Origin of the sequence: Bradyrhizobium sp. 26S5, from assembly GCF_036923295.1 — a bacterium.
Classification (GTDB): Bacteria; Pseudomonadota; Alphaproteobacteria; order Rhizobiales; family Xanthobacteraceae; genus Bradyrhizobium; species Bradyrhizobium septentrionale.
The window spans coordinates 5,239,393-5,263,477 of the sequence record NZ_CP145948.1; the positions used below are offsets into that span (position 1 = coordinate 5,239,393).

Sequence of the window (24,085 nt, forward strand, 5' to 3'; positions counted from 1 at the left end):
GCCCAGAAACGAGCAGACACTCGTTTGCTATCGTCCACTCTGGTAGAGGCCTGCGCCTCAAGGAGAGGCACGGGTCGCTACCTCGAAAAGAGGAGCCATCCGATGTGTGACTATAGTCTGCACGCCGTGGCATCGCGCCCCGCCATTGTCGGAGAGACGCTGATCACCACGACTTTCCGCGGCACGTCGACCCGCGGCTTTGCTTCGGAGAACGATCCCACTGTCGCGGTCTGCATGCTGCCGGGCACCGAGCTCGCTTTCGCCGAGAACGTTCGCTACGACAGCCGCTGGATCTGGACCAAGACGATGAATTTCCGCGTCGGCGTGTTCAACGAAGTCGAGCCCGACGTGCCCGATCGCCATCATGACGCGGTCGAATTCCCCGACGGCAGCCACGTTCTGGTGACCCAGCTCGTCGAGGGACAGCGCGTCAGCGTGCTGCAATTGCCGGCACTGCATCCGCCGGTCGAGCACAAGCCGAAGGTTGTGGAGCGGCGGCCCTCCGCATTCGCGTCGCTGTTTTTGGGTTGAGCGCATCGTCGCCGCGGAATGAGCCACTCGGCGGCGGATGACCTTAGGCGATTTCGAGCGACCCCGGATTTCCGCTTCCGGGGCGCAGCAGGAGATTTGCGTCGGCGAGCGCCTTGGCGCATCATCGCGTACGGAGGACGTGTACTCACGGAAACCTGCGCAGTGGTCGACAAGGTCACATGGCAAAAGGCTGGACGCGTCACTGAGCCGGGCCGCTACATGTTCCGGTTCGGCTGGCTGACAGTGACGGCCGATGATCTCAAGGTCTGGGAGCAGTTTCCCGAGGCCATCTTCACCCTCGTCAAGAAGCCCGACGCCGGCCCCGATTCCGACGAGTACCATCTCGGCCTGTTCGAGCTGCCGACCGGCCCCTCGCCCGGCAACGGCTGAAGCGTTTTCGAGCGAAGTGGACACCGGTTCGCGTGAAGAAAACGCGTGAAAACAAGAAACTAGAGTTTTGGTTCTGATTAAATCAGAACCAAAACTCTAGTCGTCGCCCTGCAGGTCGGTCTCGGCCGGGGTCGCATCGACTGCGGGCCGCGGCGCGGCGGCGGGTGTGCGGAGGACCGTCTCGCTCTCACCGTCACCGGGAACCGCCGGCGACCACGGCCGGTCGATGCCGCCGGGCTTCACCGCATCGACGGCGTAGCCGGCGCCGGTCCGCCGCAGCACCAGCGCACCGTGGCGCCGCAGCCGCTCGGCATCGATCACCGAGGCCGCGCAACCCTGCGGCGCCGGCCGCGCGGTGACGATCAGCGCCGCCCGCTCGCAATCGTCGGCCAGCGCCTCCGGCCGCATCGCCAGCGCGACGAAGGCGCCGCCCGGGCCCTGGGTGACGCAGCCGCTCGGATCGCAGGAGACGCCCCCGCCGAGCGACGCATCGGCGGCGGTCCGCGCATCGGCATCCGCCGCCAGCCATTCCTTGACCAGGAATGCATCCTTCGCGCTATGCATCAGAGCAGCCGCCCGTCGCCGCCACGCACCGCGACGTTGCGGCCGTCGGCGGAAATCAGCACGTCCGGCAGCGGGGCCCTCAGCGCCCAGACTGTGGCCACCACCAGCAGCACCGCGCCGGACCAGCGCAGCGGCGTGCGCAACAGCCCAAGCAGGATGATGCCCGCGCTTGCGACGATCAGCGGCCCGATGCCGAACGCCGCCATCCGGCCCACCGCGCCAGGCAGCGCGGCGACCCATTGCGTCACCAAAATCATCCAGTCGATGCCGAAGCCCATGATCGCCCAGAACACGCCATCAAAGCCGAACGGCATGGCGAGGAGGCCGAGCAGACCCGCCGGCATCACGATCGCCGACACCACCGGCATCGCCGCGAGGTTGGCGAGCAGCCCGTAGGGCGTCACGCGATGGAAATGGAACGCGGCGTAGGGTGTCGTCGCCAGCCCCGCCACCAGCGAGGCCAGCATCAGCATCGTGAGCTCGCGCCCTCCCCACAGCGCGACCCGCGCAGTCGCCGAATGGTCGGGCGAGGCCAACAGGTTCGGCAGCCCGATCTGCACCAGCGCCACCAGCCCGAGCGTCGCGGCAAACGACATCCGGAAGCTCGTTTCCGAGTTCAGATATCGTTCGTTTCTTCAAAAGCTTAGCAGACTTTCTTGACCCCACTCTGGGACTTATTCCGGGACTTTGCGAGCCGTTCGACGGCCACAGCAACATCCTCGTCCAGCACATGCGCGTAGCGTAGCGTGCTCTTGATGTCCCGGTGGTTGAGCGCCTTCTGAACCAGCTTGAGATTCCCGCTGTCGCGGAGAAGCTTGCTGCCGAAGTCGTGCCGGAAGTCGTGGAAACGGAAGTCGGCGACACCAGAGAGGTCTCGTAGGCGCTGCCAGGCCGTCTTGGCGCCGTTATAGGTCAGAGCGTAACGCTGCCCCCTCACCCGACCCAGTCGCTTGTTGCCGTAGACCGCGAGGTACGTGAAGCAGAACTCCGGGTGCTGTCCCTGCAGCGGGAATAGGATCTCGCGCACCGCTGGCGTGATCGGGAAAGCCACGCGACGGCCGCCCTTCCCAAGCCTCACAATCTGCCTGGATCCGAAATCCACTTCGGACCATCGCAGCGTCACGCATTCCTTCAACCGCATGCCACTAGCCCGTACGAAGTCGAAGAAAGGGCCGTAGTCGTCGCGCATGACTGAATCGAGCGCGTCAGCCTCCTCGGTCTTAAGTTCGCGGACACGCTCCTCTGGCTCGGACAGCAACAGCTCATCCCACTTGGGTTCATTGTCAAAGACCGCGCCTTCGGCCTTGGCGAAGGTGAATAGGCGCTGCAGCACCTTGGTCGCAGACCGGTTGACCGTGGCGTTAGAGACCAATGGCAGGGCCTGTTCCTCTTCCTTGGTCCGCTTACCGCGCCTCGAGACACGGTGACCACGGCGCCACGCCACCATGTCCTTGGCCGCCTTGTGATCAATATCAGTCAGCGGCCTCGTCTCACCGAAGTATGTGACTAGCCGAGCAAGGTTAGTCTCAGTGGCCTTCGGCTCCGAGTCATACTGCGCACTGTCGTTCCAGAGGCGGTTAGCGACGTCATCGATCGCGAGTGACGCCTTGGCGCGCCGTGTCGCCTTCACTAGCGCCTTGGCTTTCTCTAGCTGTGCAGCTTCAAACTTTTCCGCGTCGCGTCGAGTCGAGCACTTCGTGCTGCCATGAAACCGATTACCCGCGTGCTGGAAATCGAATTGGTAATAGGGCGAACGCTTGTCACGGTAGACGGACACGGTACTTCCCTCCTGCGGCGACGCTCAAGAAACTCTTGGATATCGTCCTCAGCATACCGCCTTCGCGGGCGCTTCTTGCCTCGGCCGACATTGATGTAAGCGATCTCACCATCATGCGCGAACGCGCTCAGTTGGTCCTCTGTGATATTCAGCCTCAAAGCCGCCTGCTCTGGCGTGAGCAAGCGGCTGTTGTCATTGGCAGGATTGGGCAAGAGCGTGCCCCTAAGAAAATTGCTCGGCTTACCTCGCCGGCCAGGGCCAGCGCTCAGGGTGGTTTGTCGCTGAGGCGACTCAAGGCAGCCAATAAACAGCTGCGTCAGCTATTTCCCGACTTCGCTGAAATCCGTCACTCCGTGGGTCATGCCCAAGAGTTGAGAGAGGAAGCAACGAAGCATCAGGTAGATGGGGTCGTCGGTGAAGTGTTTCCCGTGCTTCACGCACACCCCCTTGCCACCGTCCAAACCAAGATAGTGATCCGCAATTCCCTGCAAGGGCGCACGTTTCGCAATACGTTTGACGGGCAGATGCGAACCTACGAAGTCAGCTCAGACTCCGTTGCCGGTCTAAACTGAACCTCCTCCGAATTGATGGACACCTGTAGTAGGCTCGAAGAGCCAGGAGAGGTGTTGGATGGAAGGACGTCAGCGTAGGTCGTTTACGGACGACTATAAGCGGCAAGCGGTCGATCTGGTCGCTTCGAGTGGCCGCTCGATCGGATCGGTGGCCAAGGAACTTGGCCTGCGCGATTCAGTTTTGCGGCGCTGGGTGGAACTACGTGGAACTGGGCGAGAGCCGACGGCTGCGGCGCGGCGCCCCACAACGCAAGCGACGCTGCCGTCGGCGGACCACGCGGCGGAGATCGCTCGTCTGCAGCGAGAGAACGAGCGGCTGCGCATGGAGCGCGACATTTTAAAAAAGTCGATCGCGATCTTTGCTGGGGGGCCGAAATGAGATTCCGCTTCATCGAAGATCGCCGCGCCGACTATCCTGTGACGATCCTGTGCGACGTGCTCGGTGTCTCGCCGGCCGGCTATTATGCTTGGCGCTCCCGGCCGGAGAGCCAGCGATCGGTCGCCAACCGTGAGCTTGTCGACGACATCAAGCGCGTCCATCGCGAGACAAACGGACGCTACGGCAGCCCGCGTATCCATGTCGAATTGAAGGCCCAGGGCCGCGGGGCGAGCCGTGGCCGCATCGAGCGGCTGATGCGCCATCACGGTATCAGGGCCATCATGGCACGGCCTCGCCGGGTGCGGACGACCGATAGCCGTCATGACCTCCCGATCGCGGCGAACCTGCTCGAGCGCAACTTCACCGCCACTGCGCCGAACCGGATCTGGCTCGCCGATATCACCTACATCGAGACCGATCAGGGTTGGCTCTATCTGGCCACCGTCATGGATTTGTACAGCCGCAGGATCGTCGGCTGGGCGATGGCGGATCATTTGCGTGCCGAGCTGCCGCTGGCAGCCTTGCGGATGGCCGTCTCAGCGCAGCGGCCTGGCGCCGGTCTGATCCATCATTCCGATCGCGGCGTCCAATACGCATCGGCGGAATACCGCAAGGTCGTGCAATCTGCCGGCTTGAGGGCATCGATGAGCCGCAAGGCCGACTGCTATGACAATGCTCCAATGGAGAGCTTCTTTCACACGCTCAAAATCGAGCTCGTCTACCACACTCACTATGCAACACGCGCAGAGGCCACACGTGATATCTTTGCTTACATTGAAGGCTTCTACAATCGAACTCGTCGTCACTCCGCCATCGGCTATGTCAGTCCGATCGAGATGGAGCTAAAAGCAGCTTAACCTTGTCCATTTTTTCGGGGGAAGATCAAACAGGATCAAGGAAGCCGCCTACGCCGCATTTGCCCACTGCCCTTCTCAACATCAATCATAGCGGTGAATAGGCTGGTCCCGCGCCATGCTAGGCGACAACCTACCCACCGCTGCAGACTGGGAATGGTGCCTGGACAGGCTGGCGCTAGTCATGGAGCGCGCCGGCAAGAAGGCCGATGTGTACTTGCCTATGCGGCATATTTCTGGCCGCTCGTGTTCACCCTGAGGCGTATTGTCGTTTGCCGCCGACAGCGTGCCTTCGGGCAGCGATACGCCCTCGTCTACCGCATACCGCTCAACCACCATGAAGGGCTTGCCGTGCAGTTCAGCTGAGTCATCGATCTCGTTTATCCCGCAAGCCGCTGTGAGCCGACCAAAGTGCGCTTGGCCCGCCTCTTGGGTGGCGGCGTCACGTCCCTCCAATAGAACGGCAACGCGCCCATGGTCGGTCTGCATTTCCAGCCAAGTGCCTTCATCCCGACTTTCCAACGCGCTGGACACGACAATCAGCGGAACACGGCGCGGCACAGCGATTTCAATGGCGGATCTTTGGATCCTACGGGCGCGCTCGGCAGCCTCGGTCGCGTCAAAGGTACTGTCGCGGCGCCTCGCCACTTCACCCTCCTCGTCTAGTTCTGGCGGCTTAGCTGTCGGCCTTACGGTGCGGTCGGCCTCGTCATATTTCTCGGCTGCCAGCCACTTCTCCAGCGGCATCCGGCGCTGACCTGGTTTTGCGCTTGCGGCCCATGCACTGGCGCGAACCTCGATGTGATCGACATCCGGGCTGGCAATAGCTTCAAACGCACGCTTGCTGGCCTGCTTGTTGCCGTGGCGCCCGTAGGCACGCCAGATGCGCTCAAACCCTCCCGCCTCGGCCGGCGCATCAGCGCCCGGCCCGCTGGCGGATACTGATTTACCTACACCGTCAGCCGGTCTGTAAGCCGGTGACGGTAAGTAGGATTCGGTATGCGAATCCACACCACTGGCTGGCCTAGTGGTAATCGTTTCCACACCGCAAGAGGTATCCATTTCCATACCACTGGCAGGGGTATACGTTTCGCTACCACTAGCAAATTTGGTGGTTGCCCAGACCGGCTCGTACTCCGAGGGCCGCGTACCGCTACCAACGTGGCGCTTGGTAAACCCCCATTCGGTCAACTCTCTGCAGGCCCTGATAACGGCAGGCCTGCCAAGGCCGGTTGCGCGCTCGATGTAGCGCAGGGCGGCCCTGCCGTTTCCCTCTTTCTTCCTAAATCTATCAATGATGACCCAGGCAACCTTCACGTGACGTCCGCTCGTTCTGCCGTCGCAAGAGATGCGACCAAGGGTCCACCATTGAGATAGCAGACTACCCGGTACGGCCGTCCGCTCCTGCCTGTCGGAATGCTCAGGCGGCATGCAGTGCGCTGTCCACGGCGGCCTTAACTTCTGACAGCCACTCGCGGGGCATCTCGGAAAGGGGTGCCGTACGCCATTCGGCATCGTCGCGACCGCACAGGATCTTGACCGTCACCGAGTTCCCACCCGCATAGTATAAGTCGTCGATATAGCTTCCGTCCCGCATAACCATCCACGTTCCTCTCGCCCATCCGGATTGGACCAATACCGACTAGTGGCCTCCTGCGGCCCAAACGCTAAAGTCAGTGATCACTGAATTTGGTGGGTGGGAGCGGAAAAGGTAAACCTGCCCCCGGATCCGCCCGCTCATTGGCTGCCAGACGCCCGCAAGCCTTACACAAGGCAGTAGAGTGCGCTCAGGCCGCCACCGGGTAAACTGCGCGCCTAGGACCAGACACCGCCCGGAAGGCCGGCTCTAGGGCTTGGCGGCGCCCCCCTGAACGCACGAGGAACGCCGCCAGCCATTCCGGGACTCTTTCCGGGACTCTGCGCCGTCAATCCGTGGTTTTTGCCCGATTTTGAGCGATTTTCGTTCTAGGCCGCCGCCCCACGCAAGTCTTGCAGGCCATTGAAAATGCACAAGATTTATAGCAGGCGGGCCGCATCGCCGCTGGTCGCATAGAAGCTCTGGAAGCTCGGATGCACCAGCGCCTCCGGCGCGATCGCGAGCACGATCAGCGCCGCCACCGCCAGCGTGCGGAAGGTGATCGCGCGGCGGTCGACCATCACCGCGATCAGCACCACCGCCGTCATGAAGAACGATCGCTGCGTTGCGACCTCCGCCCCCGACAGCAAGAGATAGAACGCCGCGGCGATCAGCGCGGCCGCGGCCGCCCATTTCTTGATCGGATGCCCCGCCGTCAGCGCAGGAAACAGCGCGAGCAGCGCGCGCACCGCGAAGAACACCACGCCCGCGACCACGGCCATGTGGTAGCCGGAGATCGACAGCACATGGCCGAGCCCCGAGATGAACATCGCATCGTTGACCGGCGTCGAGATCGCGTCGCGCCGGCCGGTCAGCAGCGCGGTTGCGATCGCGCGCTGATCGCCGTCGAGCGTGGTGCGGATGCGCGCGTCGATGGCGTCACGCAGGCCCTGCATGAAGGCGGCATAGCGCAGCGCCAAGCCGCCGGCTGCCGGTGGTTCCCTGGTCTTGATCGCGCCCATCACGAAGCCGGAGGCGCCGATGCCCTGGAAATAGAGGTCGCGGCCGAAATCATAGGAGCCCGGACGCTGCGGCCCGAGCGGCGGCATCAGCCGCTACAAATTATTATAAACAATTGATATTGCTAGGTTAAAATTGAGCTCGACGGTTTGATCCACAACCCAACCCACAAAACAACGACGACCCCGGCGCGGGGGCGCCAAGGTCGCCAGAGGGGGCACCTCCATTGCCACTTGTTCCCGCCGAAAACCGATGTCGATTCCTTCACGGTTTAGGAACCGTATGACTTTAGGATGATTAGGCGAAAAGTTTACTGGGAGTCCAAATGATGTCGGACGAAGATATCGCTCTCCAGGCAGTAAGCGCCGCGCAAGAAATACTCGAAGAATACCTAGAACCTCGGCCGCGCTCGAACGAGCGGATGATTTTAGATCGGCTTGTTGAGGTGCTCGGCCGGCCAGATCTTGTTGTTGCTGTCAGCCGTCTGATGCATCGTGCTCACGGCCCAGTCTCGGGCTAGCCTACGTCATTCCGTGCTAGCTCTTCCCTGCACTCGGCGGCAAAAGACTTCAGCCGATCAATCGTGAGTTTGTCCAAGGCTCCCATGGCCATCCGTTCAGCGCGAGCGATTTGCTCTCTCAGATATTCGATACGATCCATGTGCCGATCCTCCGGCCTGGACAACTTGAAGCAAATTGTCTCGTTCCGAGCATGCTCTCGACGTGCCTAACGGAGTATGAAGCGGATCACGCTGCCGGCTTTCAGTTTTAACGAAGGCAAGCATCGGGATAGGACGGGCGGTGCGCTCGCCGGAAAACGACGGCGTATTCTTCGGGGTTTGCCCGAATGGCGCCTCCAAACACCTCCGCGTGAACGAAACACCATTTCGGCCGCCTCGAAACGACCGCGAAACAAACCGCGCACACGCTGTCTCCCGCACCAGAACGGGAGCGACGGTCATGATGAATTCAGTGTGGATGCGCAAAGCTCGTTTCGCGGTGACCGCGGCTTCGTTGGCCTGCGCAACGATATTGCTGGTGATGGCTGCTCCCCATTCCGTCTCGAGTGGAGCACTCGGCAACGATTGGCAGTGCAGCAAATCCGGTTCGTCTTAACGACGTGCCGTCAGATCCCGACGTCATAGACTGGCCCTGCAAATTGGACTCTGCTGGGATTTCAGTGTCCCAGTTCAGGAAGAAAACGCCGCCGGGCGTGCATTTTTGAGACGGGCGGCGTACTTTTTCGGATCAGCCTTGCCCTGGAACTTGCCCATCTTTGTGCAGTTATCGGTCGGTACCTCGGAAGGATTTGGCTATGATTCGCCTCCTGTCGATTCTCACCTTTAGCGCGCTCTGCATCCTTCCGGATCGAGCATCCGCTGATCAGGTGAAGCCGCGTGAAAATCTGGCATCCGAGATCAGTTCTCGCCAACGGTGCGCGTGTGGCGCGACCCGCATTATTCATCACAGGCGGTATCGAACCGCGTACCTAATTGGTTATGACGTCCTGCCGTATCGCTACGGCTCGACATTCGTCTGGCAACCGCCGTATCGATATTACAGGCGCTAGCAACCTCGAAGAAAAATCCGCCGGGCGTGAATCGGCGGGCTCTCCTAGAATCGTCGGAGCTATAACTATTGAGCGCGGCGACGGCGGTATTGAGAGCTGCCATGTGCCATTCAATCTCTGGGCAAATCTCGTCATCAATAACATATTGCTAAAGGGCCGCGCGTTGTACCGCCCTCTCCTTTTTCATCCCTTTTCGACTGCAATTTCAAGCCGTTCTACGCGTCGGTTACAGCGGCTTCTCATAGATAGTACCGCTGTGTCCCAAGCAGTTGGGTGGCAATCCCGGTGGCAAAAGCCCTTCGCCTGCGGGCGGAATAACCTAAGCTATTGGCATACATCGCCTGATCATCATAATTTACGCAGGTATTTCAGCTTGTTGTGTTGATCAGGGATCGTGCAGGTGGATCCGGATTTTGGCGGTGGGAATAGTTGGTCTGGTTGGGATGGGTGCAGTTGCAGCGCTCGCGAGAGATCCGGCGCCGGCACCGATCGTCGAGTATCCAGTGGCGGAGCGCGCCAAGAAGGCCGATCGGCTTTCGCTCGTCCCACAGCAGCAAACGGTCGGCACAACGAGCGCCACCGCGGTACAGCAGCCAGCACCGATCGCATCGGTACCGCCATCACCACCACCTGCCCCGCAAACGAAAACCATCCCAGAGTCTCCTCCTGTCGTCGCTCGACATCGGCGTGAAGCGACCGATCCGATTCCAAAAAAGAGAAAACGCACTGCCAGCAGCAAACATCAACAGGAGGCTCAGAATGAAAAGCCGACCCGCACTGTCGACTGCAACGGAAGCGGACTAGATAGCGTCTTGCGGTCAATGAGGCTAAAGCCGGGCTGCCTGTGAGCCAACACGCTCATGAGAACGACCCCGGTGTGGGCGGCACGCCGGGATCGCCATTCTCAGTGGGGTTCGGGGGACCTGACAACCGGGAGCACACAAACTATGCCGGACATCGCCAGTGCGTTCCTATGCTCTTAGGAAATCCGAAACCTAACCGGCGCACGCTTTCCTTGGGACGGGACCGATTGGGGACTTGCACGGTCACGTTTCGGAGGAGCTGGCGCGCTGCCCCGCCTGCCGGCTCCTCTTTCTTCAAATTTGTGTATGGCACTGCAAAATGAGACGACCCCGGCAAGGGGGCACCAGGCCGGGGTCGCCTACTGACTCCCGGCGGGGGCTTGGGGAACCTGAAAACCGGGAGCCAAACAAACTACGCCCGACATCGCCACGCGTTCCTATGCCCGAACGAGATTGGGGAGACCGCTCGGGGAAATTGCGCGTGAGCAATCCCCCGACGATTAAATAGCAACTTGTGCATCGCACTAACGTTTGATCGAGCTTGGGAAATTTTCAGGTCCCAGGTTTTGGAATGAACGCCGCCGGGACGCGTATTTCGAGCCCGGCGGCGTTACTTTTTGATCAGATCCAGGCAGCCGCCCAGTCCGGCAGACGCTCCGGAAGCGGCTTATCGAGCAGGCCGGCGACTAGCACGGCGAGCGCCGCGCCTTCGATTGTCCCTTCGGCGAACTCGACGTTGTTGCCGTCCCACTCGAAATTGAGGACCATTGATGCGATTGCTCGCATTCCCTCGATCGTCGTGGGGCGGATTGTGACCATGCGGGCGAAGATCGCTCGCAACTGATCCGTGGTCTCCTCAAACTCAGCCACCACCGCAGAGAGGCCCACTGCCTCGTCGGCGGCGTCGATAGCGGCGGTGTATGCGGCCTCAGCGGCGGCGCCGAGCGAGCGGGCTTCGTAAACGGTTCCTGGCGGATACGAACTGCTGGCTATGTCATACAGGCGACCGCTCTCGTCATTTACCGCGTCCCTGTGCCGCGCTAATTCGACGAACCGGCGTCCTAGCTCAATCAGTTCGGCGTCGGGGTTTGCCAATGATGCTGTCGTTGCCGTAGCCGGAGCTGCAGCAGCCCCTGCCATGATCTGTAGGCCGAGCCTTCGGGTCATGGTTTTCATCAGCCCATGCTCCCCTGCCGCCAGTCTTGCGACCCAACCTGCTCGAGCAGGCCATCGTGATCACCGATGCCGGTGGAGCACTCGTCCTCCAGGTCGCGGGTGCCGCCCGACGCCCAGCGCGTCTGATCACCGGTCGGGTTAGAACCATCGCCCCATCCGAGCAGGGATGGGTGCCGTTCAATGGAGCCAAGGCTGGGCTCATAGTCGCTCCGGTCTAGCTCCCGGTCGGCGCCTCCCAGTCCGCCCTTGCTCCAGCGCTCCTGGTTGGTCGCCCGATCGAGCGAGCCTAGGGACGGTTCAGTATCGCCGCCCTCCTCGTTCTCGCCGCTATCGTCCTCGAGCTCGCGGCAGACGTAGTCGTCCGTCTTGTCGAGAAACCGGAGGAGCCTGTCGACCTCGTCTCTGGCCTCGCGCCGGAGGCGGCCTATGGCCAAGAAAAGATCTTCGGGGAAACCGTCAGTCCGGCAATGGAGAGCGCCAGCGGGCTCCGTATCGGCGGGCGCAGCTATGCTATTCTCAGAATCAACCTGAGCCATGAAACACCTCATAGTTTGGGCCAGGCCTGTCGACGTGCTTCGAACCGCGTCGGCGGGCCGCTTGTTTTTCAAGCTTGAATACGGTATTGCCAAACAATGAAAAAGGCAACACCAAAACACCGGGGCGGCAAAAGGCCTGGCGCAGGGCGACCCGCGACGGGCAGAGATCCCTCTCGCACGTTCCGCCTTTCCGACGAGTTCATGGCAAACCTTGATGCATGGGCCGCGCAGCAGCCGGACAAACCCACTCGCTCCGAGGCTATCCGCCGGCTGGTCGAGATCGGGCTGAAGGCCAAGCGATGAATTTCGAAGTGTATGGACCTTCCTCACGTTGCTCGGCCGGCGATAGCTACCGCTTCCAATGCAGAAAGCGCTGGGGCGCTCCCGAAATTCATGAGAAAGCAATGCGATACCTAGTTCTGCTATCATTGCTCTGGGCGGTCGCAGCGCATGCAGAGGATCATCTCCCCAATGGGGATGTGATAGTGCAGGGTTATCACTGCTACAGCGTCTATCGCAAAGGGAAGGTCATCCGAGACACCTGCGGGATTAAGGCTGTCCTGCGGCAGATGTCCCGCAAAGATCGCCAAATCTATAATCGGCTGATGGAACAATACAGAAAGGAAAATCGGTAATGCCGCACGTCCCCGCAGAGAAGCAGTAATCAGCATCGTTTCGGCGTGAAGCATGGATAGCTTGTGACGGCACGGCGATGAACAGCTCGGTTACCAAGATACCCAAATATTGCGTTAGAGAAGAGCGCTACCCGTACAATTCAGCGATCTTCACTGCGGACCTTGGCGGCGGTGGTCTCAGGAAAGCTATTGCAGATAGCGATCGAAGAGCCAACTCATCCGGCAAGGTCTATATCGTAGTGGACGAAGCCGATCGGCGCATCCACACTTCTATTCCAAGCACATCGAGAGCGGCCTCACCAAGCTCGGCGAGTACAATTCAAGCCGACCGAAAATCTCTCCATACTGTGGGCAAGCTCATCATTCTTGTTTGCCTCGCCGCCCTGTATTTGTGGTGGTTTCAGTTGAAATGATCGACGCCGGAATCGACGTTCCCGATCTTATGTGCTCAAGCACGTATTGACGCTCGTCCGGTGTTCTCCACCGTAAAATCACGGATTCTATACAATCCGAGAGTTCGCTTCCATGCGCGCGCAGGTTGCGGTAGGTTCGTCACCAAATCTAAGAGAATAAAGCTCGAAGAGCTGGTGGGGCACGATGGAAAGTTGGAGCGTTATAATCCCTAGCCAGTGAGTGAATATTGTCGGCAGCAAAGAAGACGTATTGAAATTCTTGAACGCCGAAATCGCTTACTTCAGTAAGCTTTTGATCAACGGCCAGCAGATTACTCTCGGGGCGCAAGGTTATGGAAACCTGCGGATAAGCGAGCCCGCTGTTGAAGCGCTGTCGAAAATTGTACGTGACGTTCAAGCCGACAAAAAAGAATCTCTCGAGGAGTACGTGCAAGAGTAAGCGCTGTTCAGCGGCCACCTTCCGGATGACGGGGTGATCTGCGAGTCTGCGGTTCGGTTTGGACCGTTAGGCTTAGAATGGACACAGAGCATAGTGCTATCACGGAGCCGGTGCGGCGGCTTGAAGTCTTCACCGGAGCCGGCCGTCGGCGGAAGTGGAGCAATGGGGACAAGGCGCGGATCGTTGCGGAGATCGTGGCGAGCGGCGACTCGGTCTGTTCGGTAGCCCGACGGCATGGATTGTCACCGCAGCAGTTGTTTGGCTGGCGACGTCAGTTGCGAGAAGCAGCAGGCGGTCATTCCGCAATAGAAGAAGTACAGTTTGTGCCGGCGGTGGTGGATGCCGCGGTGCCGGCGCCCGCTGTTGACCGGGAGCGCAAAGCGGTGCGCTGCAAGGCCAAAGCGGATACCCGGGCTCGCCGTTGCGATGCCGGGATTATCGAGATCGAAGTCGACGGCATCATGATCCGGGCCGGTCGTGGTGCGGATACGACGATGGTTGCGTCGATTGTCCAGGCGCTGAAGGCGAGCCGGTGATCGGTCCGTCGGGTGCGGTCCGGGTGATGGTGGCGACCAAGCCGGTGGACTTCCGTAAGGGGATGGAAGGGCTCGCGACCCTGGTGCGCGAGAGCATGCGGGCAGATCCATTCTCGGGAGCTGTCTATGTGTTCCGGGCCAAGCGGGCGGATCGGATCAAGCTGGTGTTCTGGGACGGAACGGGTCTGTGCCTGTTCGCCAAGAGGCTCGAGGATGGGATCTTCCGCTGGCCGAAGATCGAGGACGGCGTGATGCGCCTGTCGGCGGCGCAATTGTCGGCGCTGCTGGAAGGGCTCGACTGGCGGCTTGTGCATGAGGCGCGGGAGACGTCGACGCCAACGCAGGCCGGATAGCTGTTGGCAGCGCTGCGGCGAAATGAATCAGGAGCGTCGGACGCGTCGCCAGATGGCGGCGAATATGCTCTGAATTGGGTGTGAGCGACGCCCTGCCTGACGATCCCGAGACGCTGAAAGCGATGCTGCTTGCCGAACGATGCGAGAGCGAACGGCTGCGTCAGATCATCAAGGAATTGCAGCGGCATCGGTTTGGCCGGCGGGCAGAGACGCTGCCTGAAGATCAGATGCTGCTGGGCTTGGAAGACGTCGAGCAGGTTGCCGCATACAACGAGACGGCACAGGACGTGAGCGCACCTGAAGGCCGTGAGGCGCGGGCTCGCACGCGCCGCGGCAACCGTGGCGCCTTGCCGATGCACCTGCCGCGGATCGAGGTCGTCGTCGACATCGAGGGCAAGACCTGTCCCTGTTGCCAGGGCGAGTTGCACCGGATCGGCGAGGATAGAAGCGAGCGGCTGGACCTGGTCCCGGCGCAGTTCCGGATCCTCGTGACCAGGCGTCCCAAATACGCCTGCCGGGCTTGCGAGGACGGGGTCATGCAGGCGCCGGCCCCGATTAGGCTGATCGAGGGCGGATTGCCGACCGAGGCCACCGTCGCCCACGTCCTGGTCTCCAAATATGCCGATCACCTGCCGCTCTACCGGCAGGCGCAGATTTACGCCCGCCAGGGCATTGAGCTCGATCGTTCGACGCTGGCGGACTGGGTAGGACAAGCTGCCTTCCACCTGCGTCCGCTGCATGACCGTCTGCTCGGCAAGCTCAGGCAACGGCCAAAGCTGTTCGCCGACGAGACGACGATGCCGGTGCTCGATCCCGGCCGCGGGCGCACCAAGACCGGTCAGCTCTGGGCCTATGCAGCGGACGACCGGCCGTGGGGCGGTGCCGATCCGCCGGGCGTTGCCTATGTCTATGCCCCCGATCGCAAAGCCGATCGGCCGATCGCCCATCTCGCAGGCTTCGAAGGGATCCTGCAGGTCGATGGCTATGCCGGCTATGGCAAGCTCGCCGAGCGTGGCGATGTCCAACTTGCATTCTGCTGGTCGCACATGCGACGTAACTTCTACGAACTTGCCACACCCGGTCCCGCGCCCATTGCCAGCGAGGCGCTCAAGCATATCGCCGAGTTCTACGCCGTCGAAAAGGACATCCGTGGTCGCGGCGCCGAGGAGCGCCGTCTCGTTCGGCAGCAGAAAATCCGGCCGCTGGCGGAAGCCTTCGAGCGATGGCTCCGCGCAAAGCTCGCGTTGATCAGCCAAAAGGGCAAGTTGGCCGACGCCATTCGCTATGCGCTCTCACGCTGGGAGGGCCTGACGCGCTTCATCAATGACGGCCGCATCGAGCTCGACAACAACGTCGTCGAGCGCTCGATCCGTCCGATCACGCTGAACCGGAAAAATGCGCTGTTCGCAGGCTCCGACGGCGGCGCCGAGCACTGGGCCACCATCGCCTCCCTGGTCGAAACCTGTAAGCTGAACGACGTCGATCCGCTCGCTTACCTGACCGACGCCCTCACCAGGATCGTCAACGGCCATCCAAACAGCGACATCGATCAGCTGCTTCCGTGGGCCTATTGTCGTCAAGACCTCAAAGCTGTGGCCTGAGAACGACGCTTACGTGCAAGATGCACGCGCCAGACAAGTACTCATCGGCGCGAGCGCGGTAGGCCGTCGCGTCGAACAGATAAAGGCATCGAGCGACGCAGGCGCGGCAATTCTCGCGGCGATTTACTCCGCAAAATGGATGCACGCGTCCCACCCGGCGGGCGAGAACATAATTCTCGTCTTCCGAGCAGTCGCATTCGCAAATCCGGCAGACTTCGCATTTGACGATCTCTTGTCGGCTTCGGATGCTACCGCCAAGGCAATAGAAACCGGCAAAAAAAGCGATGCCGCTGCACAAGCCCTAAATCAATTCATTGATGACAAGAAGGCGCTTATTGGAGAACTCGAGGATCTGTATCGAAACAAGCTGACGATAGAAGAGCCAGCACGGTCATGGCAAACCATCGCAGCCAATAAAACCCGCATATGGCGATTGTGGCTCGCGATATTCGCGCTAATGACCGTTGCTCCGTTAATTGCTGCATTGACATATTGGAGCGTGGTTTCCGACGCCATCAGCAAGCTAACCGGGGCGTCCAATGGCGGCTTCTCCATTTCGGGGCTTGCCGCAATCTCGGTGCCGGCGCTGCTCTACGCCTGGCTGCTAAAGAATATCAGCCGCGTATTCATTCAAAATCTCAATCTCGCCGACGACGCAGACCACCGGCGTTCCTTGGCGCTGACGTATATGGGCCTGCTTCAGAACGAAAAGCAGCCAGCAACGGATCAAGACAGGGCAATCATTCTGAACGCTCTCTTCCGTCCAATTCCACCACAGACGGGAGACGAAGGGCCCCCGGCCGGACTTCTAGATCTGATCCAGAAAAAATGAGAGAGCGTCGGACGTGAGAGCCTTGGCGACGACGTTGCCGGACGACACCGCCAAGGCGAAGTCGGTGCGACAAACTGTCAAGATGACGAGGAACATTCGGCAACTCGCGGCATTTTCCAGGATCGAACAAACTGGAGGCTATGAGATGAAATACGTGTTGGCTGTTGCCGCTGTTGTCGCCCTTGCCACCCCCGCTTTCGCTGATGAAGTTGGTGTCCATGTCGGACCCGTGGGTGCCGGCGTAACCACTGGCGAATCCCACGTCAATCGGGACCGCGACCGCGACCGCACCACCGTGATCAAGGAGCGCGAGCCCGCCGATCGCACGACTGTCATCAAGAGGGAGCATGACGAACCGCGCGAAAAGACTATCATCAAAGAGCGCGATTGATTTGCAGGGCCCCCGCATCGGCGGGGGCCTTTTCTATTCTATTTGCAGCGATGCCGCTCCGTACCGACGACCAGCGGGTCGGGCTGATACCTGCGGGCGGGGCGATCCCTAGCGGCTTCACTCTACACGCGAATTGCGCGATCATCGGGGCATGTCCTGGCGCCGCAAGCCCGCTCACTTCCTCCGTTACTGGACCGGTCCCGTCGATCACAACGCCGGCTTCAAGACTGTGCAGGTCTTTCTGCGCCGCCTTACTGCAACTTCTTTTCGATCTCGAAGGTGAACTTGAGCTGCATCACAGGGCCCTTGTCGTCTCGGACCTCTATCGCCATGCGGTGGTTGTGTACGCGCTGAGACTGATACACGACGTCCCGGACCATATCTGCCACCGACTTAGCAGCCTCCATTTGCGCCGCCTGCATGCTGTTGAGTTCCAGGCCCTCCTCATCGGGGGCCAACTCCTCACCGTCGCGCAGATCAAAATAATAGCGCGTCATGCTTCGCCTTCCTGCGTTACTTTGTCAAAGCAGGCAGGCAGAACAGGTTCCTGACGCGAGGCTAATGCCTTTTAGGGGCTGGAACCGTCTCTATCGCTATCATGTCAGCATCCCGAAGGGTCACGCGCCGCCCGGTCGCAGCGGCGATTTTTCGAGCCACCATCCTCGCGGTTTCATCGTCGGCAAGGTCGAGAGCGAACACTCCCCGCTCAATGTCGGGACTTGCAACGTCTCCGATGGTGGGACGCTGGTTCGTCCGCTTCACTTCGGGCTCTGCGAGCCGGCGGAGGAAAGCCATTCGTCTACATGTGAGGCGGTTTCCATCTGCCGGGCCTTTTCGAGCGCCGCCTCCTTGGCCGCGCCAACGGGCATCTCGGTGGCCATCGCCCGCAGGCGTTGTCCTTCGTCACACAGACGTTCTTGAAGGGGCTGGTCTTGTTTGAAACGCCGCCGCTTGATGACCATGGGGCGCTCCTTTCCTGTTCGAGGAAGGCGGGAGCGCTAACCGGGCGGTCTCATCACCGATAAAAGCTACTGATCCGGGCGGTGATAAAGGCTAACGTACGCCCCTTGGCTGCAGTTCCAAAGGAACTTCGTCACAGCTACGTGTCCCCGCCGCGGTGTCGCGAGTTGGATGGGATCGATCCCTCGGACGTTCGGGATGGCTAGTCATTTGGTTTATTGTCTGTGGTAATTGCTGACACGTCGCACCGTTCGCAGAACAGATCGATGCTAGCGAGATCGCTAGGCTGATTCACGACTTTAAAGCCTCTTGGAAGCTGCTCCACCATGGTTGTCTGGCCCGGCTCATCAAGTTCGGCCAAGTTGGCGACGCCGGTAAGCCCACAACGCGGGCACTTTAAATAAGCCTTGAAATGGTCCCTCGCGGTCATCCGCCAAATATGCGGTTCGAGGCATAGATTTTCCAGCCCGGAACCCGCCATCGCTTCACGCCGTCCCGCGAGGCGTAGCGGCTTCACTCCGCACGCGATCGGCGCGATCATTGGCGCATGCGCCAGCGGCGATATACGAAATGGTCCGGCCGCTCCTTCCCGCCTGGTAGCCCCGCGGAATGGCTCGCTGACGGACATGTGACGTGCAACATCAAATGCCATGGTGGCTGCGCTCGGATGGTTGACGTCCGTCTAGACGCGTTGCCGCAGGATCAGCCTTGGTCGCGTGTCGGCTGGCTCCTTGTCTGCAAGGTGTGCGGCGCAGCAGGCGCGGTGAACATCGTTCCGAATTGGCATGACATGGGGGGCCGCGTGCCATTCTCCGAGAACTGGAGATCGTGAGTCCGCCGACATGCGGGCCTTCCACGCCGAGTCCGATCCGCTCAAGCGTGATGAGATCGCGGCCAATACCCGGCACTCGCTCCTACAGCATATGCCGAAGGGAACGAAGCTTCGGCTTGCCGATGTGCTCGAACTGTTCAAGCTGGTGCGATGACCTCATTCGACCTCGGCAACCAACTCAAATCTCGGCCGTAGCTCTCTGCAGATGCGCTCGAGCCGAGAATGTAATTCATGGAGGTCCTCCGGCGCCGCTACCACGGTTGTGCGAAACCCAAGCCGTCGGTCCTCGCTGATCTGAAAGAAGATGGTCAATCCAAATCGTTCTTGGATCAATTGATGAAGCTCATCTCTCGTAATTTTCTGCTTTTGTAATGCCATTGAAAATAAACCGGGTGACATAAAAAACACCAGCGCCGACCCGCGCTGAATCGAAACGGCCCCGGCGGGCTTGGGGAGCGTACCGGGGCCGCTTCGTTGGGCGCCCCTTTCCGGAGAAGCGCCCATTCACGGTATCGGGAACGAGTGGCAATCGGTACTGCGCGAGCGGGCTACCCCAGAAGGTGGCCCTCTGATTGAGTGGCCCCAGCAACCTTTGGGGACCTGTGTAAAGGGAGGCTGGTTGCTGGGGCCATCTAGCGGCCCGATTGGTGCATACGGGCCGACCTAGCTGTCAGTTTGCGAAGAACGCAAACGCCAGAATTGCTATCGGGCTGAGGCCTAGGATCACAGCCCAGATTCGGAAAAATAGTTCGTTTGACATCACACAACCCCACGTAGATGAGTAGCCTACCCCGGGAAAACTCGGCGGCTCCAGTGCAGTTGGTGCCAGTATCACCCGTAGGATTACGGGGTTGGCCGCCAATTGATTGAGGCCTTACCACATAAAGATTGCGACGACGGCGACCGCGATTGGGGTCAATCCCAAGATCACAATGCCAATTGTATAAAGTACCTCATCGTCCACGAGACAACTCCTGCGTCTTGGAGCTGTCAAATCTTAGTGCCGAAGGCACTGGGCGGCTTTGAGCGGCGTCAAAAAGGTGGCTCGGTCGTCGGCCGCCTTCCGTCTTGGCGATCGAAATGCGCCAGCGGTCAAAGAAAGGGCCCCAGCACCTTTGGGGGCCCACGGGCCGGTGCTGAGGCCAGTTATTCCTATGCTGTCGGGGCCTGCCCCGATGGTCCCACCGTTAACATGATCGGTTCCCACCCATCCACTGAAATTGCCACTTTTTCCCGATTCCGTGAGAGTAGTCCACCCTTATGATTCCGGGCTTAAGGTGGAGCTTGAACAGGTGGTGCTAGAGAAATAGTCGCGGGGCGATGGCAGCGAGACAGTTCATGAAAGATCGGTGGGCAGAGGCGCTGGTCCTTATGTTGGTGGCGGGGGCCTTTGTCTGCCTCGCATTGGGAGATTACTCACGCTGCCGTGAGAGAAACTTCTCATTGACCGAGTGCTTCTTCGGGCCTTCGGCCCGGTTAAATATCGATTGAATTGGCTTGTGGCTTTGCGCCATTTCTTGCGAGCGTCAGATGAACCGGGGCGCCGACATCTCGCCCGGAACTCCTCCCGCAGGCAGCACCGATGGCCGAGATCGAGGTCTACACCGCCCGCTATGAGCGGGGCATGGACACCAGCCGGCCGGGCGAAGGTTCTAGCTGTTCACGCTGGTGTCGGAGACCGGCGCGATCCTCTATGAGGTCAAGCTCAACGAGGAGCTGATACCCGGTGGCGCTGGAGCGGGCCCAGGCAACAGCTGAACAGAGGAAGGCCTTCCGGATCATCGTGGAGCCTTAGCTCGATTCGCAATCCTCGCCCTCGATGCCTATCTCGGGACCATGCCAAAATTTGAGGTTTTGCCTCAACTGGGCGAAGTGTTCAGTTTCGCCAAAAGGCGTCTCCGGCTGACCGCCGAATGCGGAGAGGACGCACAATGAGCAAGGCGCGCGAGTTTATCGATTTCTGGATCGAGAATAGCGTACACGCGGTCGAACAATATCGGACCATCGGCGCGTCGCAGGATGTGACCGAACTAAGCCGCCGCCTTATCGATGCTGCCAAGGAACAAAGTATCCCGGAAGCGGACCTGCAGGCTGAGATCGGGAATATCTCCGACTACATCAAAGACCAGCTAAAGGCGGCGAATAGGGCTGAGAGCGAACGGCGTAAGCCTACGTAGGACGCTCGTGGCCATTTACTGACGCGGTCTTGGCGGTTGCCGCGATGGGAGCTCTGTTCGGCTGGGTATATCTATGCGCGCTGGCTCGGTAGGACGGGATGGCTCGGGATTGCGGTTACCGCGCGTCATCCAATCCGCAAGGCGATGAAGGCTTTTTCGCCATGCGCTCAGACTGGGTTCTGTTGCAGGCGAGTCATCGTCCATCCGTTCGCTCCGCGCTAGATCGGCGGCTGCAGCCCCGGCGAGAGCAACCATTCGCTGAGGTGCGCGCCGGTGTCAGCCTGTCGGGCTCGCTTTAGCAGGGCCGCTTTTTCGATACCCGCGGGCATAGCGTTGGCCTGCTCGCGAAGCTGCCTAGCTTGTTCGGCTAACCTCGCTTCGCGCGCTTCGGTTTGGACCACTCGGCGAATCTGTCCCATGGCTTCAGTTTACGCTGAGACGATTCCCGATCAAACAAATTAGAGACGCTGAATGCACTCGTCCTGCCAAGTCCGTGCATTCACACCAGCGTTAGAAAGTCCCAGCGCCTATCCCCCGGTAGCGCTGGGATTTTCTTTGTGATTTGCGGTGCAAATTACTCGTCGACGCCCTCGAAGAAATTAATCACCTCGCCCCAGTCCAAGAACTCCTCACGAAATAGAGAACAAGGGCGGTTACGACGCATGTCGCTATGGCAACGAGCGCGCCGGTGCGCCTATTCGGGAAAACGCCAAAAGCCAGGATCGCAACGGCTATCAGCATGGCGATCTTGATGAAGATCGAGGCCAATGAGAGTCCTTTCCAGGCGAAGTATGCCGCAGTACGCAACTTCGACAGCGACGATGGCAACCATCGGCACCGTGGCTTTTCTCGTAGTTGTCGGCGTGGCGATGCTGGTCAAGGCCCGTTTCGATCAGCGCGCCGTCTACCGAAAGCAAATGGCCGATAACGCTATGCGGACCATGGGCTATTAGCTGTAACGATCTGGCGGCGGTGGCGGGTTCTGATACTGATCAAGAATAGCCCGCGCGATTGCCACCGCCTCTTGCGCCACGATCGCGAGGACGATCGGTTCACGGTCGTTGAATTGGATTTGGAGAAAAGTAGGCTTAGCTGGACCGTCTTCATTGAGTCCTGGATGGGTCGGACTACCTCTCACTAGTCCGACCGCCCAATTTCCCGCGACCCAAATCGCATTGGATTTCATGACCATTTCAACACCCGATCACACCGACGGAGAAACTGCCTCCGCCCCCACCACTATCGAACGCACCGACCAGAAGACCGATGCCGAACCTATCTTTCTGTGAGTTCTGTGCGGCAAAGGCACCCGTGTTGCGATTGATCGCATACCCATTGCTGCCACTTTCCGAGGACTGATGGGCCGATGAGGCATACGTCTTGAAGTCAGCCTGGATAGACGTGGATGTCGTCGGCTTCAGTATGGCCGCGTAAGGTGTGTTTGCGCTCATCGAGTAAGGTGACGGAAACAGCACGACAATTGGCCCGGCCGATGCCACACCAATCGTATTGAGATCGATAGATACAGTCTTCTGGGCCGCTGGTGTCCCGAGCGGATCGGAATAGAGGATCGCATCCGTGTTGCCAAACAGAGCCGCGTTGAAGACGACGCCATACGCCTTCGCAGGAACTGGCAACTGGATAAGATTTCCGTATTCCTTTGTGGTGTCCGCGCTAGACCACGTCTGCGTCGTCGAGGAGCTCGCGACATACCCGCCGTAAAAGTAACCGCGAACGCCGTCCGAGAAGGTGATGACCGCGTTCGGGAGCTGTGTGGTGTTCGAATAGGACGAGCCAGTCGTAACGGTCGGCATAACGCCAACAATGCCGCCCTGGCTGGCGCACTGAACCTGGAGCGAATCCGAGCCGCCCTTCGCTGTCATCTGGATAGCAAACGCCAGGAAGTCGCCATTTGCGACTGTCTTAGTTCCAGTCGTCGGAACGCTGGTCTGCCAAGCGCTCCCCGTGATGCCTCCTCCGCCCCCAGTGAAAACGGCGGCGACGTCAAACGTGATTGCGTTGGCAACATTTACCGCCCGAACCGGAGGCCCGTTGGCTGTATCCACAGCGGCCAGCCCCACCTTAACCGTAGTGCCGGCGTTAGCGAAAGTAAGGCTTGGCCCGCATCTCCAACCGAAGGAAGATGAGCCGGTCGTGTCGATCGTATGCGAGGCGCCATCTTCCGTGAAGATGTAGCCAATCATGATCAGGGAATCATTGGCTGCGCTGATCGCATTGCCCGTCAGCGAGGAGCAATTCGGCACGAAGCGCCGAAGCGGACACCCCATGATGGTGAGCGGCGTTCCGTCGAGTGCAACTAAGCTCATAATCTAGTCCTTGTTCGTGAGGCGCTGTGCATGTCGCAGGTCGGTTAGATCGCGCTCTCGCTTCACAGCCCCGGGTTGACCAGGTCTCGGCCCGGGATCGAGCAACGAACAATAGCTCCACGGGTCTCGCCACCTTTGCGAACTCAGACCCGGCACGGCCGCCCCGACCCGCAATAAATCGATCGGAGGACGCTCGCGGCGCTCATCGACCGCTATCTCGAACGCGGCTTCCAGTTTCGCTGCGGCGAACAGCCGAGCTTCAGGAGGCCAAGTAACGTCTCGGGCGATCTCAAAGAGCCGCTCGAAATCGTGCTGATCAAATACCCGGTCCAGCGCGCGACGTACCACCGCCAGCCGCTCTTCCGACTGCTGGTCATGCAAACCGACACCACGGTACGTTTCAACGATCGGAATTTCGTCGTTGTCGTTGGTCATGCCTTGCCCCCATTCAAAATCCGCAGGGCGCCGCGCGAAACGGCATCAAGGGCTGTGTCGGCTTCTGGCGGTGCTTCATTGTTGCGTCGGTCATCGGCGATCAATGCTCTTGCGGCTTGAACGCGCGCCGATGCTGGCGCTGACGCGTCCGCCGCGATCTGGCGCAGGACCGATCGCGGGTCGACTGCCGACAGATTGACCCCAGCTAAAGCCCGCTTGCTCGCCGCGCTGCGCGTCGGTCGACCACCCTTGCCTTTAGCTTTGTAAGCTCGCTTCTTGGTCATCGATTTCTGCTCTTAGTGGGGTTTCTGGGAAATTCCATCGGCGCGCGCACAGTCCCCCAGTGCCACCCCATGCGGTGTAGGCCCTAAGTCGGTCCGATTTTCGGCTGGCACCCCCCGGGGGCG

At 60.2% G+C, this 24,085-nt stretch carries 26 protein-coding genes and 3 pseudogenes; 14 read left to right on the forward strand and 15 right to left on the reverse strand.

From position 1 onward, the window contains the following. Positions 1-102: 102 nt before the first annotated feature. Together V5279_RS24345 and V5279_RS24350 are read left to right on the forward strand one after the other, a co-directional pair. Positions 103-531, forward strand: coding sequence for a hypothetical protein (locus V5279_RS24345; RefSeq protein WP_166295120.1), 429 nt, complete (start codon positions 103-105; stop codon positions 529-531). 162 nt (positions 532-693) lie between these two features. Continuing rightward, positions 694-921, forward strand: a complete 228-nt coding sequence (locus V5279_RS24350; protein ID WP_338688647.1) for a hypothetical protein — start codon at positions 694-696, stop codon at positions 919-921. A 96-nt stretch (positions 922-1,017) separates the two neighbouring features. Here V5279_RS24350 and V5279_RS24355 read toward each other — a convergent pair. The 3 genes and pseudogenes from V5279_RS24355 to V5279_RS47100 form a co-directional block, all read right to left on the reverse strand. Beyond that, positions 1,018-2,090, reverse strand: a pseudogene (locus tag V5279_RS24355) (ComEC/Rec2 family competence protein); the annotation flags it as partial. A 38-nt stretch (positions 2,091-2,128) separates the two neighbouring features. Beyond that, a complete protein-coding gene (locus V5279_RS24360) occupies positions 2,129-3,262 on the reverse strand; it encodes a site-specific integrase (protein WP_338688649.1) in 1,134 nt (377 codons plus the stop codon). 74 nt (positions 3,263-3,336) lie between these two features. Continuing rightward, positions 3,337-3,474: pseudogene (locus tag V5279_RS47100) on the reverse strand (hypothetical protein); the annotation flags it as partial. A 418-nt stretch (positions 3,475-3,892) separates the two neighbouring features. On the opposite strand from V5279_RS47100, the gene V5279_RS24370 reads away from it, so the two are divergent. Further along, positions 3,893-5,070 (forward strand): IS3 family transposase gene (locus V5279_RS24370; protein WP_414645828.1). Its coding sequence is split into 2 segments (ribosomal slippage): positions 3,893-4,184 and positions 4,184-5,070, totalling 1,179 coding nucleotides; the frame shifts between segments, so codons are not numbered across the junction. An 81-nt stretch (positions 5,071-5,151) separates the two neighbouring features. Here V5279_RS24370 and V5279_RS24375 read toward each other — a convergent pair. Together V5279_RS24375 and V5279_RS24380 are read right to left on the reverse strand one after the other, a co-directional pair. Then, positions 5,152-6,384, reverse strand: coding sequence for a hypothetical protein (locus V5279_RS24375; protein WP_338688653.1), 1,233 nt, complete (start codon positions 6,382-6,384; stop codon positions 5,152-5,154). Positions 6,385-7,104: 720 nt separating this feature from the next. Then, positions 7,105-7,758, reverse strand: a pseudogene (locus tag V5279_RS24380) (ComEC/Rec2 family competence protein); the annotation flags it as partial. A 230-nt stretch (positions 7,759-7,988) separates the two neighbouring features. On the opposite strand from V5279_RS24380, the gene V5279_RS24385 reads away from it, so the two are divergent. Continuing rightward, positions 7,989-8,183: a hypothetical protein gene (locus tag V5279_RS24385; protein WP_338688655.1), complete on the forward strand. Its 195-nt coding sequence runs from the start codon at positions 7,989-7,991 to the stop codon at positions 8,181-8,183. On the opposite strand, the gene V5279_RS24390 is transcribed toward V5279_RS24385, so the two are convergent. The 4 genes from V5279_RS24390 to V5279_RS24405 form a co-directional block, all read right to left on the reverse strand. Next, positions 8,180-8,323 (reverse strand): hypothetical protein, encoded by a 144-nt coding sequence (locus V5279_RS24390; RefSeq protein ID WP_338688657.1) that lies wholly within the window; start codon positions 8,321-8,323, stop codon positions 8,180-8,182. The two genes, V5279_RS24385 and V5279_RS24390, sit on opposite strands and share 4 nt — an antisense overlap. 2,333 nt (positions 8,324-10,656) lie before the next feature. Further along, complete coding sequence (locus V5279_RS24395) at positions 10,657-11,211, reverse strand: hypothetical protein (protein WP_338688659.1); 555 nt, start codon at positions 11,209-11,211, stop codon at positions 10,657-10,659. Beyond that, the gene (locus V5279_RS24400; RefSeq protein WP_338688661.1) at positions 11,211-11,747 is read right to left on the reverse strand and encodes a hypothetical protein; all 537 of its coding nucleotides are present in this window, start codon (positions 11,745-11,747) and stop codon (positions 11,211-11,213) included. The genes V5279_RS24395 and V5279_RS24400 overlap by 1 nt, the downstream gene beginning before the upstream one ends. Before the next feature lie 425 nt (positions 11,748-12,172). Then, positions 12,173-12,436 (reverse strand): hypothetical protein, encoded by a 264-nt coding sequence (locus V5279_RS24405; protein ID WP_338688663.1) that lies wholly within the window; start codon positions 12,434-12,436, stop codon positions 12,173-12,175. 23 nt (positions 12,437-12,459) lie between these two features. On the opposite strand from V5279_RS24405, the gene V5279_RS24410 reads away from it, so the two are divergent. From V5279_RS24410 to V5279_RS24440, 7 genes are all read left to right on the forward strand, one after another. Beyond that, on the forward strand, positions 12,460-12,795 hold the full coding sequence (locus V5279_RS24410) for a hypothetical protein (RefSeq protein ID WP_338688665.1): 336 nt from the start codon (positions 12,460-12,462) through the stop codon (positions 12,793-12,795). A 220-nt stretch (positions 12,796-13,015) separates the two neighbouring features. Next, positions 13,016-13,234: a hypothetical protein gene (locus V5279_RS24415; protein ID WP_338688667.1), complete on the forward strand. Its 219-nt coding sequence runs from the start codon at positions 13,016-13,018 to the stop codon at positions 13,232-13,234. A gap of 110 nt (positions 13,235-13,344) precedes the next feature. Then, positions 13,345-13,770, forward strand: coding sequence for an IS66-like element accessory protein TnpA (tnpA, locus tag V5279_RS24420; RefSeq protein WP_224924235.1), 426 nt, complete (start codon positions 13,345-13,347; stop codon positions 13,768-13,770). Next, the gene (gene tnpB / locus V5279_RS24425) at positions 13,767-14,123 is read left to right on the forward strand and encodes an IS66 family insertion sequence element accessory protein TnpB (protein WP_176529066.1); all 357 of its coding nucleotides are present in this window, start codon (positions 13,767-13,769) and stop codon (positions 14,121-14,123) included. The genes tnpA and tnpB overlap by 4 nt, the downstream gene beginning before the upstream one ends. A 122-nt stretch (positions 14,124-14,245) precedes the next feature. Further along, positions 14,246-15,724, forward strand: a complete 1,479-nt coding sequence (gene tnpC / locus V5279_RS24430) for an IS66 family transposase (protein WP_338701230.1) — start codon at positions 14,246-14,248, stop codon at positions 15,722-15,724. Positions 15,725-15,737: 13 nt separating this feature from the next. Continuing rightward, complete coding sequence (locus V5279_RS24435; RefSeq protein WP_338688687.1) at positions 15,738-16,556, forward strand: DUF6161 domain-containing protein; 819 nt, start codon at positions 15,738-15,740, stop codon at positions 16,554-16,556. Between the two features lie 22 nt (positions 16,557-16,578). Further along, on the forward strand, positions 16,579-16,947 hold the full coding sequence (locus V5279_RS24440) for a hypothetical protein (RefSeq protein ID WP_338688689.1): 369 nt from the start codon (positions 16,579-16,581) through the stop codon (positions 16,945-16,947). 251 nt (positions 16,948-17,198) lie between these two features. Here V5279_RS24440 and V5279_RS24445 read toward each other — a convergent pair whose 3' ends face one another. The 3 genes from V5279_RS24445 to V5279_RS24455 form a co-directional block, all read right to left on the reverse strand. Beyond that, positions 17,199-17,444 (reverse strand): DUF6894 family protein, encoded by a 246-nt coding sequence (locus V5279_RS24445; RefSeq protein ID WP_165124165.1) that lies wholly within the window; start codon positions 17,442-17,444, stop codon positions 17,199-17,201. Positions 17,445-17,705: 261 nt separating this feature from the next. Beyond that, on the reverse strand, positions 17,706-17,909 hold the full coding sequence (locus V5279_RS24450; RefSeq protein ID WP_338688696.1) for a hypothetical protein: 204 nt from the start codon (positions 17,907-17,909) through the stop codon (positions 17,706-17,708). Positions 17,910-18,109: 200 nt separating this feature from the next. After that, positions 18,110-18,448, reverse strand: coding sequence for a hypothetical protein (locus V5279_RS24455; protein ID WP_338688698.1), 339 nt, complete (start codon positions 18,446-18,448; stop codon positions 18,110-18,112). Between the two features lie 301 nt (positions 18,449-18,749). Between V5279_RS24455 and V5279_RS24460 the strand changes: the two genes are divergently transcribed. The 3 genes from V5279_RS24460 (at position 18,750) to V5279_RS24470 (ending at position 21,869) form a co-directional block, all read left to right on the forward strand. Continuing rightward, positions 18,750-18,893 carry a hypothetical protein gene (locus V5279_RS24460; protein WP_338688700.1) on the forward strand — a complete coding sequence of 48 codons (144 nt, stop codon included), beginning with the start codon at positions 18,750-18,752 and terminating at the stop codon, positions 18,891-18,893. Positions 18,894-20,670: 1,777 nt separating this feature from the next. Next, positions 20,671-20,916, forward strand: coding sequence for a hypothetical protein (locus V5279_RS24465; protein WP_338688702.1), 246 nt, complete (start codon positions 20,671-20,673; stop codon positions 20,914-20,916). A gap of 821 nt (positions 20,917-21,737) precedes the next feature. Then, positions 21,738-21,869, forward strand: a complete 132-nt coding sequence (locus V5279_RS24470) for a hypothetical protein (protein ID WP_338688704.1) — start codon at positions 21,738-21,740, stop codon at positions 21,867-21,869. 240 nt (positions 21,870-22,109) lie between these two features. Here the strand turns inward: V5279_RS24470 and V5279_RS24475 are convergent, their stop codons facing one another. The 3 genes from V5279_RS24475 to V5279_RS24485 are packed head-to-tail and all read right to left on the reverse strand — an operon-like array spanning position 22,110 to position 23,962. Next, positions 22,110-23,243 carry a hypothetical protein gene (locus V5279_RS24475; RefSeq protein WP_338688706.1) on the reverse strand — a complete coding sequence of 378 codons (1,134 nt, stop codon included), beginning with the start codon at positions 23,241-23,243 and terminating at the stop codon, positions 22,110-22,112. A 3-nt stretch (positions 23,244-23,246) separates the two neighbouring features. Further along, positions 23,247-23,678, reverse strand: a complete 432-nt coding sequence (locus V5279_RS24480; RefSeq protein ID WP_338688338.1) for a hypothetical protein — start codon at positions 23,676-23,678, stop codon at positions 23,247-23,249. Next, on the reverse strand, positions 23,675-23,962 hold the full coding sequence (locus V5279_RS24485; RefSeq protein WP_338688339.1) for a hypothetical protein: 288 nt from the start codon (positions 23,960-23,962) through the stop codon (positions 23,675-23,677). The genes V5279_RS24480 and V5279_RS24485 overlap by 4 nt, the downstream gene beginning before the upstream one ends. Between the last annotated feature and the right edge of the window lie 123 nt (positions 23,963-24,085).

Coding starts and splice junctions, on each gene's coding strand:
- V5279_RS24345 (WP_166295120.1), top strand. CDS start 103: ATGTGTGACTATAGTCTGCACGCCGTGGCATCGCGCCCCGCCATTGTC.
- V5279_RS24385 (WP_338688655.1), top strand. CDS start 7,989: ATGATGTCGGACGAAGATATCGCTCTCCAGGCAGTAAGCGCCGCGCAA.
- V5279_RS24390 (WP_338688657.1), bottom strand. CDS start 8,323: ATGGATCGTATCGAATATCTGAGAGAGCAAATCGCTCGCGCTGAACGG.
- V5279_RS24395 (WP_338688659.1), bottom strand. CDS start 11,211: ATGAAAACCATGACCCGAAGGCTCGGCCTACAGATCATGGCAGGGGCT.
- V5279_RS24400 (WP_338688661.1), bottom strand. CDS start 11,747: ATGGCTCAGGTTGATTCTGAGAATAGCATAGCTGCGCCCGCCGATACG.
- V5279_RS24405 (WP_338688663.1), bottom strand. CDS start 12,436: ATGCTTCACGCCGAAACGATGCTGATTACTGCTTCTCTGCGGGGACGT.
- V5279_RS24410 (WP_338688665.1), top strand. CDS start 12,460: ATGAACAGCTCGGTTACCAAGATACCCAAATATTGCGTTAGAGAAGAG.
- tnpC (WP_338701230.1), top strand. CDS start 14,246: ATGCTGCTTGCCGAACGATGCGAGAGCGAACGGCTGCGTCAGATCATC.
- V5279_RS24445 (WP_165124165.1), bottom strand. CDS start 17,444: ATGACGCGCTATTATTTTGATCTGCGCGACGGTGAGGAGTTGGCCCCC.
- V5279_RS24450 (WP_338688696.1), bottom strand. CDS start 17,909: ATGGTCATCAAGCGGCGGCGTTTCAAACAAGACCAGCCCCTTCAAGAA.
- V5279_RS24455 (WP_338688698.1), bottom strand. CDS start 18,448: ATGATCGCGCCGATCGCGTGCGGAGTGAAGCCGCTACGCCTCGCGGGA.
- V5279_RS24460 (WP_338688700.1), top strand. CDS start 18,750: ATGCGGGCCTTCCACGCCGAGTCCGATCCGCTCAAGCGTGATGAGATC.
- V5279_RS24465 (WP_338688702.1), top strand. CDS start 20,671: ATGAGCAAGGCGCGCGAGTTTATCGATTTCTGGATCGAGAATAGCGTA.
- V5279_RS24470 (WP_338688704.1), top strand. CDS start 21,738: ATGGCAACCATCGGCACCGTGGCTTTTCTCGTAGTTGTCGGCGTGGCG.
- V5279_RS24475 (WP_338688706.1), bottom strand. CDS start 23,243: ATGAGCTTAGTTGCACTCGACGGAACGCCGCTCACCATCATGGGGTGT.
- V5279_RS24480 (WP_338688338.1), bottom strand. CDS start 23,678: ATGACCAACGACAACGACGAAATTCCGATCGTTGAAACGTACCGTGGT.
- V5279_RS24485 (WP_338688339.1), bottom strand. CDS start 23,962: ATGACCAAGAAGCGAGCTTACAAAGCTAAAGGCAAGGGTGGTCGACCG.